We start from the raw sequence: 18,034 nt of genomic DNA, 5'->3' as shown, positions 1-18,034 counted from the left end.
GAAGCTTTACGTTTGGCATCACACAAATTGCCAGTTAAAACAAAATTTGTGAAACGCGAAGAAAATGGTGGTGAATCGAATGAAGGTTAATGCACTTAGAAAAGAACTTAAAGGGTTATCCACTGCTGAACTTGTTGAAAAAGAAAAAGAATTAAAGCAAGAACTATTCAACTTACGATTCCAACTTGCTACTGGTCAATTAGAAGGTACAGCACGCATTCGTGAAGTACGTAAACAAATTGCGCGTATCAAGACTGCATTGCGTCAAGAAGAATTGCAAAAATAATCATCAGCAAAGGAGGCAATGAACATGACTGTAGAACGTAACCAACGTAAAGTGTATCAAGGTCGCGTTGTTTCAGATAAGATGGAAAAGACTATTGTAGTTGCTATTGAAACTTACAAACGTCACAAAACTTACGGAAAACGCGTTAAATATACGAAAAAATTTGTAGCTCATGATGAAAATAACTCAGCTAAAATCGGTGATATTGTTAAGATCATGGAAACTCGTCCATTGTCAGCAACAAAACGTTTCCGTTTAGTTGAGATTGTTGAAGAAGCAGTAATTATTTAATTTCAAATTGTGTATACATTTGAAAGGAGGAACCAATAGTGATTCAAACAGAAACTCGTTTAAAAGTGGCTGACAACTCAGGCGCTCGTGAAGTATTGACAATTAGAGTTCTAGGCGGATCTGGCCGCAAAACAGCTAACATCGGTGACGTAATCGTTGCATCTGTTAAACAAGCAACACCAGGTGGGGTTGTTAAAAAAGGTGACGTTGTTAAAGCTGTAATCGTTCGTACGAAATCAGGAGCTCGTCGTAAAGACGGTTCTTATATTAAATTCGACGAAAACGCATGTGTAATCATTCGTGATGACAAGAGCCCTCGTGGAACACGTATCTTTGGACCAGTTGCACGTGAATTACGTGATAACAACTATATGAAGATCGTTTCATTAGCTCCAGAAGTATTATAATTCTCATCAAAATCGAAGGAGGTGTAACACATGCACGTAAAAACTGGTGATAAAGTTAAAGTAATCTCAGGTAAATACAAAGGAAAAGAAGGAGTAATCCTAAAAAGTTTTCCAAAACAAAACCGAGTTCTTGTTGAAGGTGTGAACATTGTTAAGAAACATCAAAAACCATCTCAAGCTAACCAAACAGGCGGCGTAGTTGAAATGGAAGCACCAATTCATGTTTCAAACGTAATGCTAATTGACCCTTCAACAGGTGCAGCTACACGAGTTAGCTACAAGGTTGAAAATGGTAAAAAAGTTCGCGTGTCTAAACGCACAGGCGAAGTACTAGATAAGTAATTTTAGGAAGGAGGACCATCCTGCATGAATCGCTTAAATGCAAAATACAAAAACGAAGTGGTAGCTTCTTTAATGGAAAAGTTTAACTACAAATCAATTATGGAAGTACCTAAAGTAGAAAAAATCGTTATCAACATGGGTGTTGGTGATGCAACATCAAACGCTAAAAACTTAGAAAAAGCAGTTGAAGAATTAACATTAATTTCTGGTCAAAAACCAATTGTTACTACAGCTAAAAAATCAATCGCTGGTTTCCGTTTACGTGAAGGTATGCCTATCGGTACTAAAGTTACTTTACGTGGTGAACGTATGTATGATTTCTTAGATAAATTAGTAACAGTTTCATTACCTCGTGTACGTGACTTCCGTGGAATCTCTAAAAAATCATTTGACGGACGCGGAAACTACACTTTAGGTGTGAAAGAACAATTAATCTTCCCTGAAATTGACTACGATCGCGTAGACAAAGTACGTGGTATGGATATCGTTATCGTAACTACTGCTAAATCAGACGAAGAAGCTAAAGAATTATTAACTCAACTTGGAATGCCTTTCCAAAAATAAAATAAAACTCACAGGAGGCGAGTAGTTTGGCTAAAAAATCAATGATCGCAAAGAACAAACGTCCAAAAAAATATTCAACACAAGAATATACTCGTTGTGAACGTTGTGGTCGACCACATTCAGTTTATCGTAAATTCAAACTTTGCCGTATTTGTTTACGTGAGCTTGCCTATAAAGGGCAAATCCCAGGAATGAAGAAAGCAAGTTGGTAATCATTACTACTTGATAAAGGAGGTACTCATTAATGGTTATGACAGATCCAATCGCGGATTTCTTAACTCGTATTCGTAATGCGAACATGGTTCGTCACGAATCTTTAGAAGTTCCGTCATCAAATATGAAAGTGGCTATTGCTAACATTTTAAAATCTGAAGGATTTATCAAAGACTTCACAGTTGAAGAAGATGGTAAGCAAGGTGTCATGAAAGTATTCTTGAAATATGGAAAAAATAACGAACGTGTAATCACAGGATTGAAACGTATTTCTAAACCTGGTTTACGTGTGTACGCTAAAACAGGCGAAGTTCCTAAAGTATTAAACGGTTTAGGTATCGCTATCGTATCAACATCTGAAGGTGTTATTACAGACAAAGAAGCAAGAGCTAAAAACGTAGGTGGAGAAGTTCTAGCATACGTTTGGTAATCTAGAAAACAAGGAGGTGCAGCCAAGTGAGCCGTATCGGAAATAAACCAGTTGTTATCCCAGCAGGTGTAACAATCGACTTAAAGGACAATACAGTAACTGTTAAAGGTCCAAAAGGTGAATTATCATATACATTCAACCAAAATATCACATTAGTTCAAAACGAAGGTGAAGTTGTTTTCACTCGTCCAGATGACACAAAAGAAAACAAAACAATCCACGGAACAACTCGCGCAGTATTCAACAACATGGTTGTTGGTGTTACTGAAGGATTCCAAAGAGAATTGGAATTAATCGGGGTTGGGTATCGTGCTCAATTACAAGGTAAAAAACTTGTATTAAACGTTGGATATTCTCATCCAGTGGAATTCACACCGGAAGAAGGAATTGAAATCGAAGTTCCTTCAAATACTAAAGTTATCGTAAAAGGTTATGACAAACAAAAAGTTGGCGAATTAGCTGCTAATATTCGTGGCGTACGTCCACCAGAACCATATAAAGGTAAAGGTATTCGTTACGTTAATGAATTTGTACGTCGTAAAGAAGGTAAAACAGGTAAATAATTTTCGTAATTATTTACCTTTTGTTGCGCTATTAGTCGCATAAAAATATATTATAAGAGGTGAAAATTGTGATTACAAAACCAGACAAAAATAAAGTGCGTCAAAACCGTCACGCACGTGTTCGTCGCAAAATTTCTGGTACTGCTGAGTGCCCACGCTTGAACGTTTTTCGTTCTAACAAAAACATCTACGCTCAACTAATTGATGACGTAGCGGGTGTGACGCTAGCAAGTGCCTCTACTTTAGATACAAATGTAGAAAATGGAACAAAAACAGAGGAAGCTGTTGCAGTTGGTAAATTAATTGCAGAACGTGGACTTGAAAAAAATATTAAGAAAGTAGTCTTTGACCGTGGTGGATACTTATACCATGGACGTGTAAAAGCTTTAGCTGAAGCAGCACGTGAAAATGGACTAGTATTCTAGGAAAAGGAGGACCCACAATTCATGGTTAATATTGATGCAAGAAACTTAGAATTAGAAGATCGTGTAGTTGCGATTAACCGCGTTACAAAAGTTGTAAAAGGTGGACGTCGTTTACGTTTTGCTGCTTTAGTTGTTGTAGGTGACCGTAATGGACATGTTGGTTTCGGTACTGGTAAAGCTCAAGAAGTACCAGAAGCTATCCGTAAAGCAATCGAAGATGCTAAGAAAAACTTAATTGAAGTACCAACAAGTGGTTCTACAATTCCTCACGAAGTTATCGGACGTTTCTGCGGTGGTAATGTGTTATTAAAACCAGCTCAAGCCGGTTCAGGAGTTGCTGCAGGTGGACCAGTTCGTGCCGTTGTTGAATTAGCAGGTATCGCTGACGTAACTTCAAAATCTTTAGGTTCAAACACACCTGTAAACATGGTTCGTGCTACAATCGAAGGTTTGAAACAATTAAAACGTGTTGAAGATGTTGCTGCATTACGTGGCAAATCAGTTGAAGAATTATTAGGATAGGAGGACATAGAAAATGGCAGAATTAAAGATCACTTTAAAGAAAAGCTTGATTGGACGTCCTCAAAACCAAATTGATACTTGTAAAGCATTAGGCTTAACAAAAATTCGTTCAACAGTTGTAAAACCAGCTAACGATGCTATCAAAGGCATGGTTAACACAGTATCACATCTAGTGGATGTTGAGGAAGTTTAATTAATCAACTTATAAGAGGAGGTGCCCGAAACATGAAACTTCATGAATTACAACCAGCTGAAGGTTCACGTAAAGAACGTAACCGTGTTGGTAGAGGTCAAGGTTCAGGAAACGGAAAAACTGCAGGACGCGGTAGCAAAGGTCAAAAAGCTCGTTCAGGCGGTGGCGTTAGATTAGGATTCGAAGGTGGACAAACTCCATTGTTCCGTCGTTTACCAAAACGTGGTTTCCAAAATATCAATCGTAAAGAATACGCAGTCGTAAATCTTGAAACATTAAACCGTTTCGAAGATGGTCAAGAAGTGACTGCAGCTGTACTAGTTGAGGCTGGTATCGTTAAAAACGAGAAAGACGGTATCAAAGTATTAGCAAACGGAAAACTTGAACGTAAGTTAACTGTTAAAGCAAATAAATTCTCTCAAGCAGCAAAAGAAGCAATTGAAGCTGCAGGTGGAACTGTAGAGGTGATTTAATGTTCTCTCTACTGAAAAATGCGATCACAACCAAGGATATTAGACAACGTCTTTTATATACACTAATGATATTAGTAGTATTTAGAATTGGTACGCATATTACAGTTCCTGGTGTTAATGCTTCAGCTATTGTAACATTTGCAAATGCGGGTTTCTTTGGTATTTTAAATACATTTAGTGGTGGGGCGCTATCGAACTTCTCAATCTTTTCGATGGGAGTTTCGCCTTACATCACTGCGTCAATCGTAGTTCAATTATTACAAATGGATATTCTTCCTACATTCGTAGAATGGTCAAAACAAGGGGAAGTTGGTCGACGTAAATTAAATACCGCTACTCGTTATTTAACAATCGTAATTGGATTCTTCCAAGCATTTGCGATTTCATTTGGTTTCAACGCTTATGCAAACTATGGATTAATTAACAATCCTGGTATTTCAACATACTTATTAATTGCATTAGTGTTAACTGCAGGAACAATGTTTGTTACATGGCTAGGAGATATGATTACTGTAAATGGGATTAGTAATGGGGTTTCCATTATCATCTTTGCAGGGATTGTAGCTCGTATGCCACATGATATTTATGAATTTTATGTTAATCAATTACAAGGAAAAGCTGATGAAGAGTTATATCGTGCTTATGGATTTACAGCTGCGTTAGCAGTTGCCATTATACTTGTTGTAATGTTAGTTGTATATATTGAGCAAGCGCAACGTCGTTTACCAATTTCATACTCTAAACGTCCAACAGGAGCAAACGAAGCTTCATGGTTACCATTGAAAATTAACTCTGCAGGGGTAATTCCTGTAATTTTTGCAAGTTCGTTTATAGCATTACCTCAAACTGTACTAAGTGCTGTTCATGGCCAATACAGTGAGGAAAGTTGGTATCAAGTTGCAACAAATATATTTGATTACCAAAAACCAGCAGGTGCAAGTTTATATATCTTTTTAATAGTAGTATTTACTTACTTCTATGCATTTGTTCAAGTAAACCCCGAAAAGGTTGCTGAAAACTTACAAAAACAAGGTGGTTACATCTTAAGTGTAAGACCGGGTAAAGATACAGAACATTATATTTCTGGTATGCTTCTAAGATTAAGTACAGTCGGAGCACTTTACTTAGGTGGTATTTCATTATTACCTATGATTGCTGCAGCTTTGTGGAATTTACCACGTGGTTTAATGTTAGGTGGAACTAACTTACTAATCGTAGTTGGGGTTGCACTTGAAATTAGCCGTCAAATTGAAGGCCGAGCAATTAAACGTAAATATAAAGGGTTTATCCAAGAGTAATGAGGAAGATTGACAAAATATTTTATAATGTTTTGTCTTTTCTTCATCTACAATGTAAAGGAGATATTATGAATATTATTTTAATGGGCTTACCTGGAGCAGGTAAAGGAACTCAAGCAGAAAAAATTGTTGCTACTTATAACATTCCACATATTTCAACTGGCGATATGTTCCGTGCAGCAATGCAACAAGGAACAGAATTAGGACTAAAAGCTAAATCTTTCATGGATAAAGGTGAATTAGTTCCTGATGAAGTAACAAATGGAATTGTTAAGGAACGTTTACAAGCAGACGATACTAAAAACGGATTTTTATTGGATGGTTTTCCAAGAACTCAAGCTCAAGCTGAAGCACTTGATAAAATTATGGATGAATTAGGTCGTAAAATTGATGCTGTTATCAATATTGATGTAAATCCAGAAATTTTAATGCAACGTCTAACTGGACGTTTCATTTGCAGAAACTGTGGAGCTACTTATCACAAAATCAATAAACCAACTAAAGTAGAAGGAACATGTGATCGTTGTGGAGGACACGATTTCTACCAACGTGAAGATGACAAACCTGAAACTGTTGAAAATCGTATTCAAATTAATATTGAACAATCAAAACCAATCTTAAACTACTACAATGCAAAAGAAGTTTTACATAATGTAGATGGTGAAAGCGGGATTGATCATTTGTTTAACACAATTCAATCAATTATGGGCGAACCGCACCAAGCTTAACCTGTTATCTTGCATTTATTGTAGCTGAAATGGTATAATTAGAAAGTTAGATAACGGTAGAAGTCCGTCAGTAAAATCCGTAACAACTTTTTAAAAGTGAGGAGGATGAAGCATGGCAAAGGAAGACGTAATTGAAATTGAAGGTATTGTTAATGAAACATTACCAAATGCGATGTTCAAGGTCGAACTTGAAAATGGTCATGAGGTTTTAGCGCATGTATCTGGAAAAATCCGGATGCACTATATTAAGATTTTACCGGGCGATAAAGTAACGGTTGAATTATCACCTTACGATTTAACGCGCGGAAGAATCACATATCGCTTTAAATAATGGACTCCGTTAATGATATAAAGGAGGGAACTTAAATGAAAGTTAGAGCATCAGTAAAACCAATTTGCGAAAAATGTAAAGTAATTAAACGCAATGGTAAAGTTATGGTGATTTGTCAAAATCCCAAACATAAACAACGTCAAGGATAATTTATAAGGAGGTACTTAAAAGTATGGCTCGTATTGCAGGTGTGGATATTCCACGTGAAAAACGTGTTGTTATTTCTTTAACCTATATCTACGGTATCGGTGTTACGACTTCTAAACAAGTGTTAGCTGCTGCTAATGTAAGTGAAGATACTCGTGTTCGTGATTTATCAAATGATGAATTAGACCGTATCCGTGCAGAAGTGGATAAACTAAAAATTGAAGGTGACTTACGTCGTGAAGTGAACTTAAACATCAAACGTTTGATGGAAATTGGTTCTTATCGTGGTGTTCGCCATCGTCGTGGTTTACCAGTTCGTGGTCAAAATACTAAAAACAATGCTCGTACTCGTAAAGGCCCAGCTAAGGCTATTGCAGGTAAGAAAAAATAATTTAGAGAAGAAGGAGGTTAATTCTTCATGGCAAAGAAAGTTGTACGCAAACGCCGCGTGAAAAAGAATATTGAATCTGGTGTAGCTCACATCCGTTCAACATTTAATAATACAATTGTTATGATTACAGATGTACATGGTAATGCTGTTTCATGGTCTTCTGCAGGTGCTTTAGGATTTAAAGGTTCTAAAAAATCAACACCATTTGCTGCTCAAATGGCTGCTGAATCTGCTGCGAAAGGTTCAATGGAGCATGGTATGAAAACAGTTGAAGTTTCAGTTAAAGGTCCTGGTTCAGGTCGTGAAGCTGCAATTCGTTCATTACAAGCTACTGGTTTAGAAGTTACAGCAATTCGTGACGTAACACCAATCCCTCATAATGGATGTCGTCCTCCAAAACGCCGTCGTGTGTAATGGATTGTTATTGTTGAATTTTGTTGGACAATCGCACATTGTACGTACGTTTTGAAAGGGGTAAAAAATAATGATCGAAATTGAAAAACCAAAAATTGAAACGATTGAGATCAGCGAAGATGCTAAATTTGGTAAATTCGTTGTTGAGCCACTTGAACGCGGTTATGGTACTACATTAGGGAACTCATTACGCCGTATTCTATTATCGTCACTCCCTGGTACTGCAGTAACAGATATCCAAATGGATGGCGTGTTACATGAATTTTCAACAATAGATGGCGTGGTAGAAGATGTTGCTGCAATCATTTTAAATATTAAAAAAATTGCATTAAAATCTTTTAGCGAAGATGATAAGGTGTTAGAAATCGATATCGTTGGTCCTGCTGTAGTTACAGCTGGAGATATTAAACATGATAGTGATATCGAAATCCTTAACCCTGATTTATATATTTGTACAGTAGCTGAAGGTCATCGCTTCCATGTTCGTATGAACGCTAAAAATGGTCGTGGTTATGTTCGTGCTGACTATAATAAATCTGATAATATGCCAATTGGTGTTATCCCAATTGATTCTATTTATACTCCGATTAGTAAAGTGAATTACCAAGTCGAAAATACTCGTATTGGTCAAAAAAATATTTATGATAAATTAACGCTTGATGTATGGACAGATGGTTCAATCTCTCCAGAAGAAGCAATTAGTTTAGCAGCTCGTATTTTAACTGAGCACTTAAATATTTTTGTTAATTTAACAGATGAAACTCGCCAAGTAGAAATTATGGTCGAAAAAGAAGAAACTCAAAAAGAGAAAATGCTTGAAATGACTATTGAAGAATTGGACTTATCAGTTCGTTCTTATAACTGCTTAAAACGTGCGGGAATTAATACTGTACAAGAGTTAACAAATAAATCTGAAGCAGAAATGATCAAAGTTCGTAACTTAGGTCGTAAATCGCTTGAAGAAGTTAAACACAAATTAATCGAATTAAATTTAGATTTACGTCGTGAAGACTAATAGAAACTCTTAAGAAGGAGGAATATTAAAAAATGGCTTATCGTAAATTAGGACGTACAAGTTCACAACGTAAAGCGTTATTACGTGACTTGACAACTGACTTAATTATTAACGAACGCATCGTTACAACTGAAGCTCGTGCTAAAGAAATTCGCTCAACTGTTGAGAAAATGATTACTTTAGGTAAACGTGGAGATTTACATGCTCGTCGTCAAGCAGCTGCATATGTTCGTAACGAGGTAGCAGATGTACGTGAAGAAGGCGAAGGAATCGTTGTTGAAACTGCATTACAAAAATTATTCAATGGTTTAGCATCACGTTACAGCGAACGTCAAGGTGGATACACTCGTATTCTTAAAACTGAACCTCGTCGTGGCGATGCTGCACCAATGGTTATCATTGAATTAGTTTAATAAATAAACAAACACTTTTCGATGGTTGAAATGAGCGTCATGATGGTAATAATCATCTTGCGGTTGTGAGATGAGAAGTCTGAGGCTACTGTAAAGTAGCCTTATTCTTTCTCATGATTATTTAGTCTAGCTCGCTGTCTCCCCGCCAGCGTTGGCGGGAAGGCACTTCATCATGAAGGTGTCTTTTTTTGTTTATATACATATTTTGTTTTTTATACATATTATAAAAGGTTAAGAGGTGAAGGAATTGACTCAACCAGTTATTTCAATTAAAAATATTCATTTTAATTATCAGGATCAAGATACGAGAGAAGCATTATCTGATGTATCATTAGACGTTTATGAGGGAGAATGGTTAGCTATTATTGGGCATAATGGCTCAGGAAAGTCTACACTTGCAAAAATGATGAATGGCTTATTAGAAGCTTCAAGTGGAGAAATTTATATCGACGGTCAATTATTAACAGAAGAAACGGTTTATGAGGCACGACGTAAAGTAGGAATGGTATTTCAAAATCCAGATAATCAATTTGTTGGAACAACTGTAGAAGATGATATTGCTTTTGGATTAGAAAATATTGGGATGCCACGTGACGAGATGGTTCAAAAAATCAATGCTTCTTTAGAGATGGTTCGTATGACAAAGTTTAAAGAAAAAGAACCAGCTCGTTTATCTGGTGGTCAAAAACAACGAGTTGCGATTGCTGGCATGATTGCATTAGCACCAAAGGTAGTCATATTAGATGAAGCTACTTCCATGTTAGATCCACAAGGGAGATTTGAAGTAATTTCAACGATTCAACAACTTCATAAAGATAAGGGAATTACAGTTATTTCAATTACTCATGATTTAGATGAGGCAGCACAAGCGGATCGTGTTTTATTAATGGAAGGTGGAAAAGTGAATCGTATTGGAAAGCCTTCAGAAATTTTTGAAATGGGAACAGCATTAGTAGATAAAGGGTTAGATGTTCCTTTCTCTGAAAAATTAAAAGCTGTTTTAAAAGATAAAGGGATGAATGTTCCAAATGAGTATTTAGATGAAGAAGGGTTGGTGGAATGGCTATGGACATCCGTTTTAAACAAGTAGGATTCGCATATCAAGCGGGTACTCCTTTTGAAATGAGAGCATTACATGATGTGACATTTTCAGTTAAAGATGGTTCTTATGTAGCTATTATTGGTCATACTGGTTCAGGAAAATCCACGATTCTTCAACATTTAAATGCTTTATTAAAACCAACGGAAGGTCTTGTTGAATTAGGGGATAAAACGATTGATTCAACTACTGGAAATAAAGATTTAAAACCTTTGCGTAAAAAAGTAGGGATTGTTTTTCAATTTCCAGAAGCACAATTGTTTGAAGAAACTGTAGAAAAAGATATTGCTTTTGGTCCAAAAAACTTTGGAGTTAGTGAAGAAGAAGCATTAAAAATCGCTGCTGAAGTCGTTAAAACGGTAGGATTACCTGAAGAAGTTTTAAAAAAATCACCATTTGATTTATCGGGTGGGCAAATGAGACGTGTTGCTATTGCAGGTGTATTAGCGATGAAACCAGAAGTGTTAGTATTAGATGAACCGACAGCTGGTCTTGATCCAAAAGGTCGTTTAGAAATGATGGAGATGTTTTATAAATTAAATAAAGAACAAAATATGACCATCGTTTTAGTGACACATCAAATGAATGATGTCAGTGATTATGCTGATCATGTAATTGTGATTGAAGCTGGAAATGTTGTAAAAGAAGGTTCACCTAAAGAAGTTTTCTCAGATTCTTCTTGGTTATTAGAAAAACAATTAGGAGTGCCAACGACTTTAGCTTTTGTTGAAAAATTAAAAGAAAAAGGTTGGTCTACTGATAAAATGCCTTTAACTTTAGATGAGTTAGCGGATGCTATCTTAGAAGAACGTGGGGTGAATGAATAAATGTTAGATAAATTGTTATTAGGACGCTATTTACAAGGGGACTCTTTTGTTCATCAATTGGATCCTCGCACCAAATTTATTTCTACATTTGTATTTATTATTATTATTTTCCTTGCAAATAATTGGTTAACTTATTTAATTTTAGCGATTTTCACATTGGTAGCTTTATTAGCTTCTAAAATTCCAATGAAGTTCTTTTGGAATGGTGTGAAACCACTATTGTGGGTTATTTTATTTACCGTTGTATTGCAAATGTTGTTTACATCTGGTGGGGATGTTTATTTTGAATGGAGCTTCATTAAAGTTACTTCATTTGGTGTCATTAATGCAGTCTATATTTTCTTACGCTTTGTATTGATTATTTTTATTTCTACATTGATGACTTTAACAACACCTCCTTTGCAAATTGCAGATGCGATGGAGTCTATTATGAAACCTTTAGGAAAAATTGGTGTTCCTGTTCATGAGATTGCTTTAATGCTATCGATTGCTTTACGTTTTGTTCCAACATTAATGGATGAAGCTCAAAAGATTATGAATGCACAAAGAGCTCGTGGTGTAGATTTTGGAGAAGGTAATTTATTTGAACAAATGAAAGCTATTATTCCGATTTTAATTCCTTTATTTGTTAGTTCATTTAATCGTGCAGAAGAATTAGCGACTGCAATGGAAGCTAGAGGATATCAAGGTGGAACTGGTAGAACAAAATATCGTGTGTTAACATATGGCAAGAAAGATGGAGTAACAGCTCTTACACTTGTTGTTTTAACCATTGCTTTAGTTGTTTTTAGAGGACAATAATGAGTATGGAGCAGGATTTAACACTATTAAGATATATATTAAGAAAAATCTATCATGCTGAAACACGAATGAAAAAATTAAAATCATGGATGATTTTTGATTTTTTTAGTGATAGTCTTATTTTAAATTTTTTTAAGAGAAGACAAATTTCATTACTGAATAAAGATCTAGCAGAAATTCAACGTGGAGTTAGAACACTTCAAAGAGAGTATCCTTATTTATTAGCACATTCAAATTTACATATTTCTAATACCACTTGGGATTATATTTTTGATTTGTGGCTAGATAATGCTGTTGTAGATTTTATGATTTATAAAAATGTACAAGATATTTCTAAACATTTAGATGCGCTAAAATCGGTAGTTGTCCGATTAATCAAACAACAATTAAATTAAAGACTTTCCCGTAGTAGAATGATTTTCTAACTATGGGAAAGTCTTTTCCACTTTTTGAACAGGAATATGGTACAATAAGACGAATGAATTATGAAGGAGGAAATCGAGTGGGATTTCGTTATAAAGTCATTTTAAGTTATGATGGAACGAATTATGTAGGGTTTCAAGTGCAAGAAAATGGCAACAGTATTCAAGCAGAATTAAATAAAGCACTGAGAAAAATGACAAAGGGATTGTATATTCCGGTTTGTGGTTCTGGTAGAACAGATTCAGGTGTACATGCGAATGGACAAGTGATACATTTTGATTATCCGACAAAAATTGAAGAAGAAAATTTACAAAGAGCATTAAATAGTTTATTACCGGATGATATTTGTGCAAGAGAAGTGATGGCAGTTAGTGATGAATTTCATGCAAGATATAGTGTGACGGGGAAACGATATATATACCGCGTAAATATTCAAAAATTCGTCAATCCATTTAATCGTTTATATACTCTTCACCATCCTTATCGAGTGAATGTGAATCAGATGAATGAAGCTTTACAAGCTGTTATCGGAGAATATGACTTTACAAGTTTTTGTTCTACAAAGACGGATAAGGAATCAAAGGTTAGAACTGTTACGAAAGCAGAAGTAGTAGAGCAAGATGGTGAATTAGTTTTTACTTTTGAAGGAAATGGATTTTTATACAATATGATTCGTATATTAGTGGGGACGAGTCTTCAAATAGGGGATGGGTTACGACCTATCTCAGATATGAAAGAGATTTTAGAAGCAAGGGATAGACAAAAAGCAGGCCCAACCGCTCCTCCCCAAGGCTTGTATTTGGATGAAGTTTTCTATGAAGAAAAGGAATAATGCAGTTTTATCAAGAGTATGTTACAATAGAAGCGTATTTAATTTAAAGGAGAGATTCGATGGTATTAGAAAATTTTGATGTAAATTTACAAAAATATGCCAAATTACTAGTGTCTACAGGAATTAATGTTCAACCAGGACACACTGTGGTGATTTATGCAGAAGTGGAACAAGCACCATTTGCACGCTTATTAGTAAAAGAAGCGTATCAATTAGGAGCAAGTGAAGTTATTGTTCAATGGAGTGATGATGAAATCAACCGTGATCGTTTATTATATGCTGCTGAAGAGCGTATTACGACTGTTCCAGAATATAAAGTACAAGAAATGAACTATTTATTAGACCATAAAGCAAGTCGTTTAAGCATTGTGTCTAAAGACCCAGATGCTTTAAATGGAGTAGATACAAGTCGTCTTGCTAAAGCTATGAAAGCTTCAAGTGTTGCTTTAAAACCAATGCGTGTAGCTACTCAAGCGAATAAAGTGAGCTGGACAGTTGCAGCAGCTGCAGGTAGCGCATGGGCTAAAAAAGTATTCCCAGAAGCAACATCAACTCAAGAAGCTGTAGATTTATTGTGGAATCAAATCTTCACTACTTGCCGAGTATATGCTGATGATCCAGTTGCTGCTTGGAAAGAACATGAAGAAAAATTAGACAAAAAAGCAGCTGTTTTAAATAAAGAACAATTTGCTAAATTACACTACACTGCACCAGGAACTGACTTAACTCTTGGAATGCCTAAAAACCATGTTTGGGAAAGTGCTGGAAGCTATAATGCACAAGGTGAACACTTTATTGCAAATATGCCAACAGAAGAAGTGTTCTCAGCTCCAGATTATCGTGTAGCTGAGGGGTATGTAACAAGTACAAAACCATTAAGTTATAACGGAAATATTATCGAAGGAATCAAAGTTACGTTTAAAGATGGTCAAATCGTAGAAGTTTCTGCTGAAAAAGGCGACCAAGTAATGAAAGATTTAGTATTCGAAAATATGGGTGCTCGTGGATTAGGTGAAGTTGCGTTAGTAAGCGATCCTTCTCCAATTTCTCAATCAGGAATTACATTCTTTAATACATTGTATGATGAGAATGCTTCAAACCACTTAGCAATTGGTTCAGCTTATGCGACAAGTGTTAAAGGTGGAGAGAAATTTGAAACTGAAGAAGAATTAGCTGCTGCCGGCTTAAATCGTTCAGACGTTCATGTGGACTTCATGATTGGTGGACCAAATATGAATGTTGACGGTATTCGTGAAGACGGAACAGTTGTACCAATCTTCCGTAATGGAGACTGGGCTATTTAATGACATTGAAAGCATCCTATCCATTGTTAAAGTCAGATGGATGGGATGTTTTTATTTAACACACGAAGGGAGTTGAAAGTATGACTCGACAAAGAAAATGGTTTTATGGAATTTTTGGAGTATTATTTGCATTGATTTTATTATTTTATGGATTGATTCTTATATTTACTTATCGAGGAACTCCTGAAGCAATTGGATTATGGAATTTAGAAACTTATGAAAAAAAGAATCACTCTTATCGATTTGATGCTAAGGGTGATGAAATAGCAACGATATTATTTTATACGGGAGCATTAGTAGAGCCTCAAGCTTATGTAAATTTAGCGATGGAATTATCCAATCAAGGCATTACGACTTATGTTATTGAATCTTCTCTTAACTTACCGATTTTAGAAAGAGGTACAACAGAATCGATTATAAAAGAGGAAAAATTGGATAAAGTTTATGTTGCAGGACATTCATTAGGTGGAGTTGTCGCAAGTTTAGATGCAGTTCAATTAAAAAAGGAAAATCATTTAGCAGGTATTATTTTATTAGCAAGTTATTTTGATAAAAGTGTAGATTTTAGTAATAGTGATGTCCCAGTTTTATCCATTATCGCAAGTAATGATAAAGTTTTGAATTGGACAAAGTATATTAAAAGTAAAAATCACCTTCCTCAAACTTTTGAACAAGAATTCATTTTTGAAGGAAATCATAGTGGATTTGGCTCATATGGAAAACAAATAGGTGATGGAGAAAGATCGATGAGTGATCGCAGACAACAAAAAATTACAAGTGAAAAAATTGCTAAATTTATTAAGGAACAAAACAAGAATGCTCAATAGTTAAAACGATGAATGAATTTTAAAGAAAAAGCATTAAAGTCATAGCAATTTTAACTAAAAAGTTTTACAATAGAAACGATAGACAAAATAGAAGGGAAGTTATAAAAAATGGCAGATAAAGTGCGTGTACGTTATGCACCAAGTCCAACAGGGCATTTGCATATTGGTAATGCAAGAACAGCTCTATTCAATTATTTATTCGCAAGACATTACGGTGGAGAATTTATTATTCGTATTGAAGATACTGACCGTAAAAGAAATATTGCTCATGGGGAAGAAAGTCAATTAGAAAACTTAACTTGGTTAGGAATTGACTGGGATGAAGGTCCAGATAAACCAAAAAATGTAGGACCATATCGTCAATCAGAACGTGAACATATTTATAATCCATTAATTGAACAATTAATTGCTGAAGATAAAGCTTATAAATGCTATATGACTGAAGAAGAGTTAGAAGCAGAACGTGAAGCACAACGTGCAAATGGAGAAATGCCACATTATAGTGGACAACATGCTCATTTAACACAAGAACAACGTGATGCTTTTGAAGCAGAAGGACGTACTCCAGTTGTTCGTTTCAGAGTTCCTCAAAATAGAACATATACTTTTGATGATATTGTAAAAGGTGAAATTACTTTTGAATCTGGTAGTGTCGGGGGCGACTTTGTTATTTTAAAACGTGATGGTATGCCAACGTATAACTTTGCAGTAGCAGTGGATGATCACTTTATGGAAATTACTCATGTATTACGTGGGGATGACCATATTGCTAACACTCCAAAACAAATGATGGTGTATGAAGCATTTGGTTGGGATACTCCTAGATTTGGGCATATGACATTAATTATTAATACAGAAACTGGTAAAAAATTATCAAAACGTGATGAGTCTATTTTACAATTTATTGAACAATATAAAGATTTAGGCTATTTACCAGAAGCGATGTTCAACTTCATTACTTTATTAGGATGGTCTCCACAAGGGGAAGATGAAATTTTCTCAAGAGAAGAATTTATTCAAATTTTTGATGAAAAACGTCTTGGTAAATCTCCAGCAGCATTCGATCCTAAGAAATTAGAATGGATTAACAACACTTATGTGAAGAAAACTCCATTAGAAGAAGTTGCACCATTAGCAATTCACCAATTACAATTAGCAGGTTTATTACCTGAAACATTGAGTGAAGAGCAACAAGTTTGGGCGAATAAATTAGTAGCATTATATCATGATCAAATGAGCTACATGAATGAGATTGTTTCTATTTCAAGTTTATTCTTCCAAAAAGACTTCGTTGTAGAAAATGATGAAGCAAGAGAAGTACTTCAAGGTGAAACTGTGCCGACTGTACTTCATGCATTTAAGGCTCAATTAGAAGCTTTAGAAGTGTTTGATGAAGCTAGTGTGATGGCAGCTATTAAGGCTGTTCAAAAAGAAACTGGTGTAAAAGGTAAGAACTTATTTATGCCAATTCGTGTGGCAACAAGTGGTCAAACTCATGGTCCATCTTTAGGTCAAACGATTGAATTATTAGGGAAAGAACGTAGCCTTGTACACTTAAATGAAGCGTTGGCTTTAATCCAAGCGTAATTTATTCGAATTAGACTTCCTTAATAGTAGTATTAGGACGGCAGTAGCCTCGCAAAGCGAGTCTCTTGCCTAAAATTCGAGCCTAGGGTCTCGAATTTACCTGTAATATCAGCCATTGTGGCTGATATTACTCATACTACTATAGGAAGTCTATTCTTATTTTACGGACAATTATGAGAGGGCGTATAAGATGAGACTTCCTTTTTTCATAATGAAAATATTAGAGTGTAAGTTAATAATATTGCTTTGTTTTCAAAAAAATATGATAAAGTGAGGATTTTTTATGGATAAAAAAGAATTATCCGATAAAATTGCATTTTTATGGACTTTGTTTGGAGTTACATTGTTATTGTTTGTTTTTCAGCAGTTGGGAAATCAAGTGCAATGGTATTTAAATATGGCTGGGCTTTTATTGGCAAATGAAATTTTTGGATTTTTAGTTTCTGATAAAAATACTGTAAAAATTTTTTCGATTTCAAAACAGATGTATTGGTGGGTTTGTATAGTTATTATTTGTTTTGTTATTTCAATTATGATGTTATCTAATAGATTAGCAAGTTTAGTATTTGAAAATGCTACAGAATTAGATTTATATTATTTGCTGTCCTTACTTTTAGTCATATTAAGTAGTTCTCAACTTTATTATGGAATTATTCATCCAAAAATTATAGAATCTTATACTAATGAATGGATTCGCAAGGATATTAACAGAGATATTAGAATTGGCGCAACATCTTTTCTTTATTCAATTCCAATGATTATTTTTATTATTGGAATTTGTATATTTTTTCATTTTAGTGGATTTTATCCTACTTTGTGGCAAAGTGCTTTGTGTTATATTTGTATTTCAAGTGTAATTTATGCTAATTAGACTTCCTGTGATAGTAG

29 protein-coding genes and 1 pseudogene are annotated in these 18,034 nt (G+C 35.1%); all 30 read left to right on the top strand.

Annotated elements, in window-relative coordinates:
- A pseudogene (locus RWO76_RS04430) lies at positions 1–90 on the top strand (50S ribosomal protein L16); the annotation flags it as partial.
- A complete protein-coding gene (gene rpmC / locus RWO76_RS04425; RefSeq protein ID WP_006703280.1) occupies positions 80–286 on the top strand; it encodes a 50S ribosomal protein L29 in 207 nt (68 codons plus the stop codon). The pseudogene RWO76_RS04430 and the gene rpmC, both read left to right, overlap by 11 nt.
- Before the next feature lie 24 nt (positions 287–310).
- Entirely contained in the window at positions 311–577 is a 267-nt protein-coding gene (gene rpsQ / locus RWO76_RS04420; RefSeq protein WP_006703281.1) for a 30S ribosomal protein S17, read from the top strand.
- A 38-nt stretch (positions 578–615) separates the two neighbouring features.
- Positions 616–984: a 50S ribosomal protein L14 gene (gene rplN / locus RWO76_RS04415; protein WP_005607465.1), complete on the top strand. Its 369-nt coding sequence runs from the start codon at positions 616–618 to the stop codon at positions 982–984.
- A gap of 30 nt (positions 985–1,014) precedes the next feature.
- Complete coding sequence (rplX, locus tag RWO76_RS04410; protein WP_006703282.1) at positions 1,015–1,326, top strand: 50S ribosomal protein L24; 312 nt, start codon at positions 1,015–1,017, stop codon at positions 1,324–1,326.
- 24 nt (positions 1,327–1,350) lie between these two features.
- Positions 1,351–1,890: a 50S ribosomal protein L5 gene (gene rplE, locus RWO76_RS04405; protein WP_314354479.1), complete on the top strand. Its 540-nt coding sequence runs from the start codon at positions 1,351–1,353 to the stop codon at positions 1,888–1,890.
- A gap of 26 nt (positions 1,891–1,916) precedes the next feature.
- The gene (locus tag RWO76_RS04400; protein WP_005607459.1) at positions 1,917–2,102 is read left to right on the top strand and encodes a type Z 30S ribosomal protein S14; all 186 of its coding nucleotides are present in this window, start codon (positions 1,917–1,919) and stop codon (positions 2,100–2,102) included.
- A gap of 32 nt (positions 2,103–2,134) precedes the next feature.
- Positions 2,135–2,533, top strand: a complete 399-nt coding sequence (gene rpsH / locus RWO76_RS04395) for a 30S ribosomal protein S8 (protein WP_006703284.1) — start codon at positions 2,135–2,137, stop codon at positions 2,531–2,533.
- 26 nt (positions 2,534–2,559) lie between these two features.
- Positions 2,560–3,096, top strand: coding sequence for a 50S ribosomal protein L6 (gene rplF, locus RWO76_RS04390; protein ID WP_314354478.1), 537 nt, complete (start codon positions 2,560–2,562; stop codon positions 3,094–3,096).
- Positions 3,097–3,155: 59 nt separating this feature from the next.
- Positions 3,156–3,521 (top strand): 50S ribosomal protein L18, encoded by a 366-nt coding sequence (gene rplR, locus RWO76_RS04385; RefSeq protein ID WP_040507629.1) that lies wholly within the window; start codon positions 3,156–3,158, stop codon positions 3,519–3,521.
- 21 nt (positions 3,522–3,542) lie between these two features.
- Positions 3,543–4,043 (top strand): 30S ribosomal protein S5, encoded by a 501-nt coding sequence (rpsE, locus tag RWO76_RS04380; protein WP_006703287.1) that lies wholly within the window; start codon positions 3,543–3,545, stop codon positions 4,041–4,043.
- A 13-nt stretch (positions 4,044–4,056) separates the two neighbouring features.
- Positions 4,057–4,236 (top strand): 50S ribosomal protein L30, encoded by a 180-nt coding sequence (gene rpmD, locus RWO76_RS04375; protein ID WP_006703288.1) that lies wholly within the window; start codon positions 4,057–4,059, stop codon positions 4,234–4,236.
- Positions 4,237–4,268: 32 nt separating this feature from the next.
- Positions 4,269–4,709 (top strand): 50S ribosomal protein L15, encoded by a 441-nt coding sequence (rplO, locus tag RWO76_RS04370; RefSeq protein ID WP_006703289.1) that lies wholly within the window; start codon positions 4,269–4,271, stop codon positions 4,707–4,709.
- Complete coding sequence (gene secY, locus RWO76_RS04365) at positions 4,709–6,007, top strand: preprotein translocase subunit SecY (protein ID WP_314354477.1); 1,299 nt, start codon at positions 4,709–4,711, stop codon at positions 6,005–6,007. The genes rplO and secY overlap by 1 nt, the downstream gene beginning before the upstream one ends.
- A gap of 68 nt (positions 6,008–6,075) precedes the next feature.
- Positions 6,076–6,735: an adenylate kinase gene (locus tag RWO76_RS04360; RefSeq protein WP_314255789.1), complete on the top strand. Its 660-nt coding sequence runs from the start codon at positions 6,076–6,078 to the stop codon at positions 6,733–6,735.
- A gap of 112 nt (positions 6,736–6,847) precedes the next feature.
- The gene (infA, locus tag RWO76_RS04355) at positions 6,848–7,066 is read left to right on the top strand and encodes a translation initiation factor IF-1 (protein ID WP_005607446.1); all 219 of its coding nucleotides are present in this window, start codon (positions 6,848–6,850) and stop codon (positions 7,064–7,066) included.
- Positions 7,067–7,101: 35 nt separating this feature from the next.
- Positions 7,102–7,215, top strand: a complete 114-nt coding sequence (gene rpmJ, locus RWO76_RS04350; RefSeq protein ID WP_005607444.1) for a 50S ribosomal protein L36 — start codon at positions 7,102–7,104, stop codon at positions 7,213–7,215.
- A 23-nt stretch (positions 7,216–7,238) separates the two neighbouring features.
- Positions 7,239–7,604, top strand: a complete 366-nt coding sequence (gene rpsM, locus RWO76_RS04345; RefSeq protein WP_006703292.1) for a 30S ribosomal protein S13 — start codon at positions 7,239–7,241, stop codon at positions 7,602–7,604.
- Positions 7,605–7,631: 27 nt separating this feature from the next.
- Positions 7,632–8,018, top strand: coding sequence for a 30S ribosomal protein S11 (rpsK, locus tag RWO76_RS04340; RefSeq protein ID WP_005607440.1), 387 nt, complete (start codon positions 7,632–7,634; stop codon positions 8,016–8,018).
- 70 nt (positions 8,019–8,088) lie between these two features.
- Complete coding sequence (locus RWO76_RS04335) at positions 8,089–9,033, top strand: DNA-directed RNA polymerase subunit alpha (RefSeq protein ID WP_006703293.1); 945 nt, start codon at positions 8,089–8,091, stop codon at positions 9,031–9,033.
- A gap of 32 nt (positions 9,034–9,065) precedes the next feature.
- Positions 9,066–9,446 (top strand): 50S ribosomal protein L17, encoded by a 381-nt coding sequence (gene rplQ / locus RWO76_RS04330; RefSeq protein ID WP_006703294.1) that lies wholly within the window; start codon positions 9,066–9,068, stop codon positions 9,444–9,446.
- A gap of 238 nt (positions 9,447–9,684) precedes the next feature.
- Positions 9,685–10,536, top strand: a complete 852-nt coding sequence (locus tag RWO76_RS04325; protein WP_314354476.1) for an energy-coupling factor ABC transporter ATP-binding protein — start codon at positions 9,685–9,687, stop codon at positions 10,534–10,536.
- Positions 10,512–11,372 carry an energy-coupling factor ABC transporter ATP-binding protein gene (locus tag RWO76_RS04320; protein ID WP_314354480.1) on the top strand — a complete coding sequence of 287 codons (861 nt, stop codon included), beginning with the start codon at positions 10,512–10,514 and terminating at the stop codon, positions 11,370–11,372. The genes RWO76_RS04325 and RWO76_RS04320 overlap by 25 nt, the downstream gene beginning before the upstream one ends.
- Positions 11,373–12,173 (top strand): energy-coupling factor transporter transmembrane protein EcfT, encoded by an 801-nt coding sequence (locus tag RWO76_RS04315; protein WP_314354475.1) that lies wholly within the window; start codon positions 11,373–11,375, stop codon positions 12,171–12,173.
- Positions 12,173–12,568 carry a hypothetical protein gene (locus tag RWO76_RS04310; RefSeq protein WP_314354474.1) on the top strand — a complete coding sequence of 132 codons (396 nt, stop codon included), beginning with the start codon at positions 12,173–12,175 and terminating at the stop codon, positions 12,566–12,568. The genes RWO76_RS04315 and RWO76_RS04310 overlap by 1 nt, the downstream gene beginning before the upstream one ends.
- 107 nt (positions 12,569–12,675) lie before the next feature.
- Positions 12,676–13,428 (top strand): tRNA pseudouridine(38-40) synthase TruA, encoded by a 753-nt coding sequence (truA, locus tag RWO76_RS04305; RefSeq protein ID WP_314354473.1) that lies wholly within the window; start codon positions 12,676–12,678, stop codon positions 13,426–13,428.
- Positions 13,429–13,487: 59 nt separating this feature from the next.
- Positions 13,488–14,732, top strand: a complete 1,245-nt coding sequence (locus RWO76_RS04300; RefSeq protein WP_314354472.1) for an aminopeptidase — start codon at positions 13,488–13,490, stop codon at positions 14,730–14,732.
- An 80-nt stretch (positions 14,733–14,812) separates the two neighbouring features.
- Entirely contained in the window at positions 14,813–15,559 is a 747-nt protein-coding gene (locus tag RWO76_RS04295; protein ID WP_314354471.1) for an alpha/beta hydrolase, read from the top strand.
- Positions 15,560–15,667: 108 nt separating this feature from the next.
- Positions 15,668–17,146, top strand: coding sequence for a glutamate--tRNA ligase (gene gltX / locus RWO76_RS04290; protein WP_314354470.1), 1,479 nt, complete (start codon positions 15,668–15,670; stop codon positions 17,144–17,146).
- A 283-nt stretch (positions 17,147–17,429) separates the two neighbouring features.
- Positions 17,430–18,017, top strand: a complete 588-nt coding sequence (locus tag RWO76_RS04285; protein WP_314354469.1) for a hypothetical protein — start codon at positions 17,430–17,432, stop codon at positions 18,015–18,017.
- Positions 18,018–18,034: the final 17 nt, after the last annotated feature.

Origin of the sequence: uncultured Granulicatella sp. (assembly GCF_963521425.1) — a bacterium.
GTDB lineage: Bacteria > Bacillota > Bacilli > Lactobacillales > Aerococcaceae > Granulicatella.
This window is presented reverse-complemented; position numbering and strand designations above follow the sequence as displayed.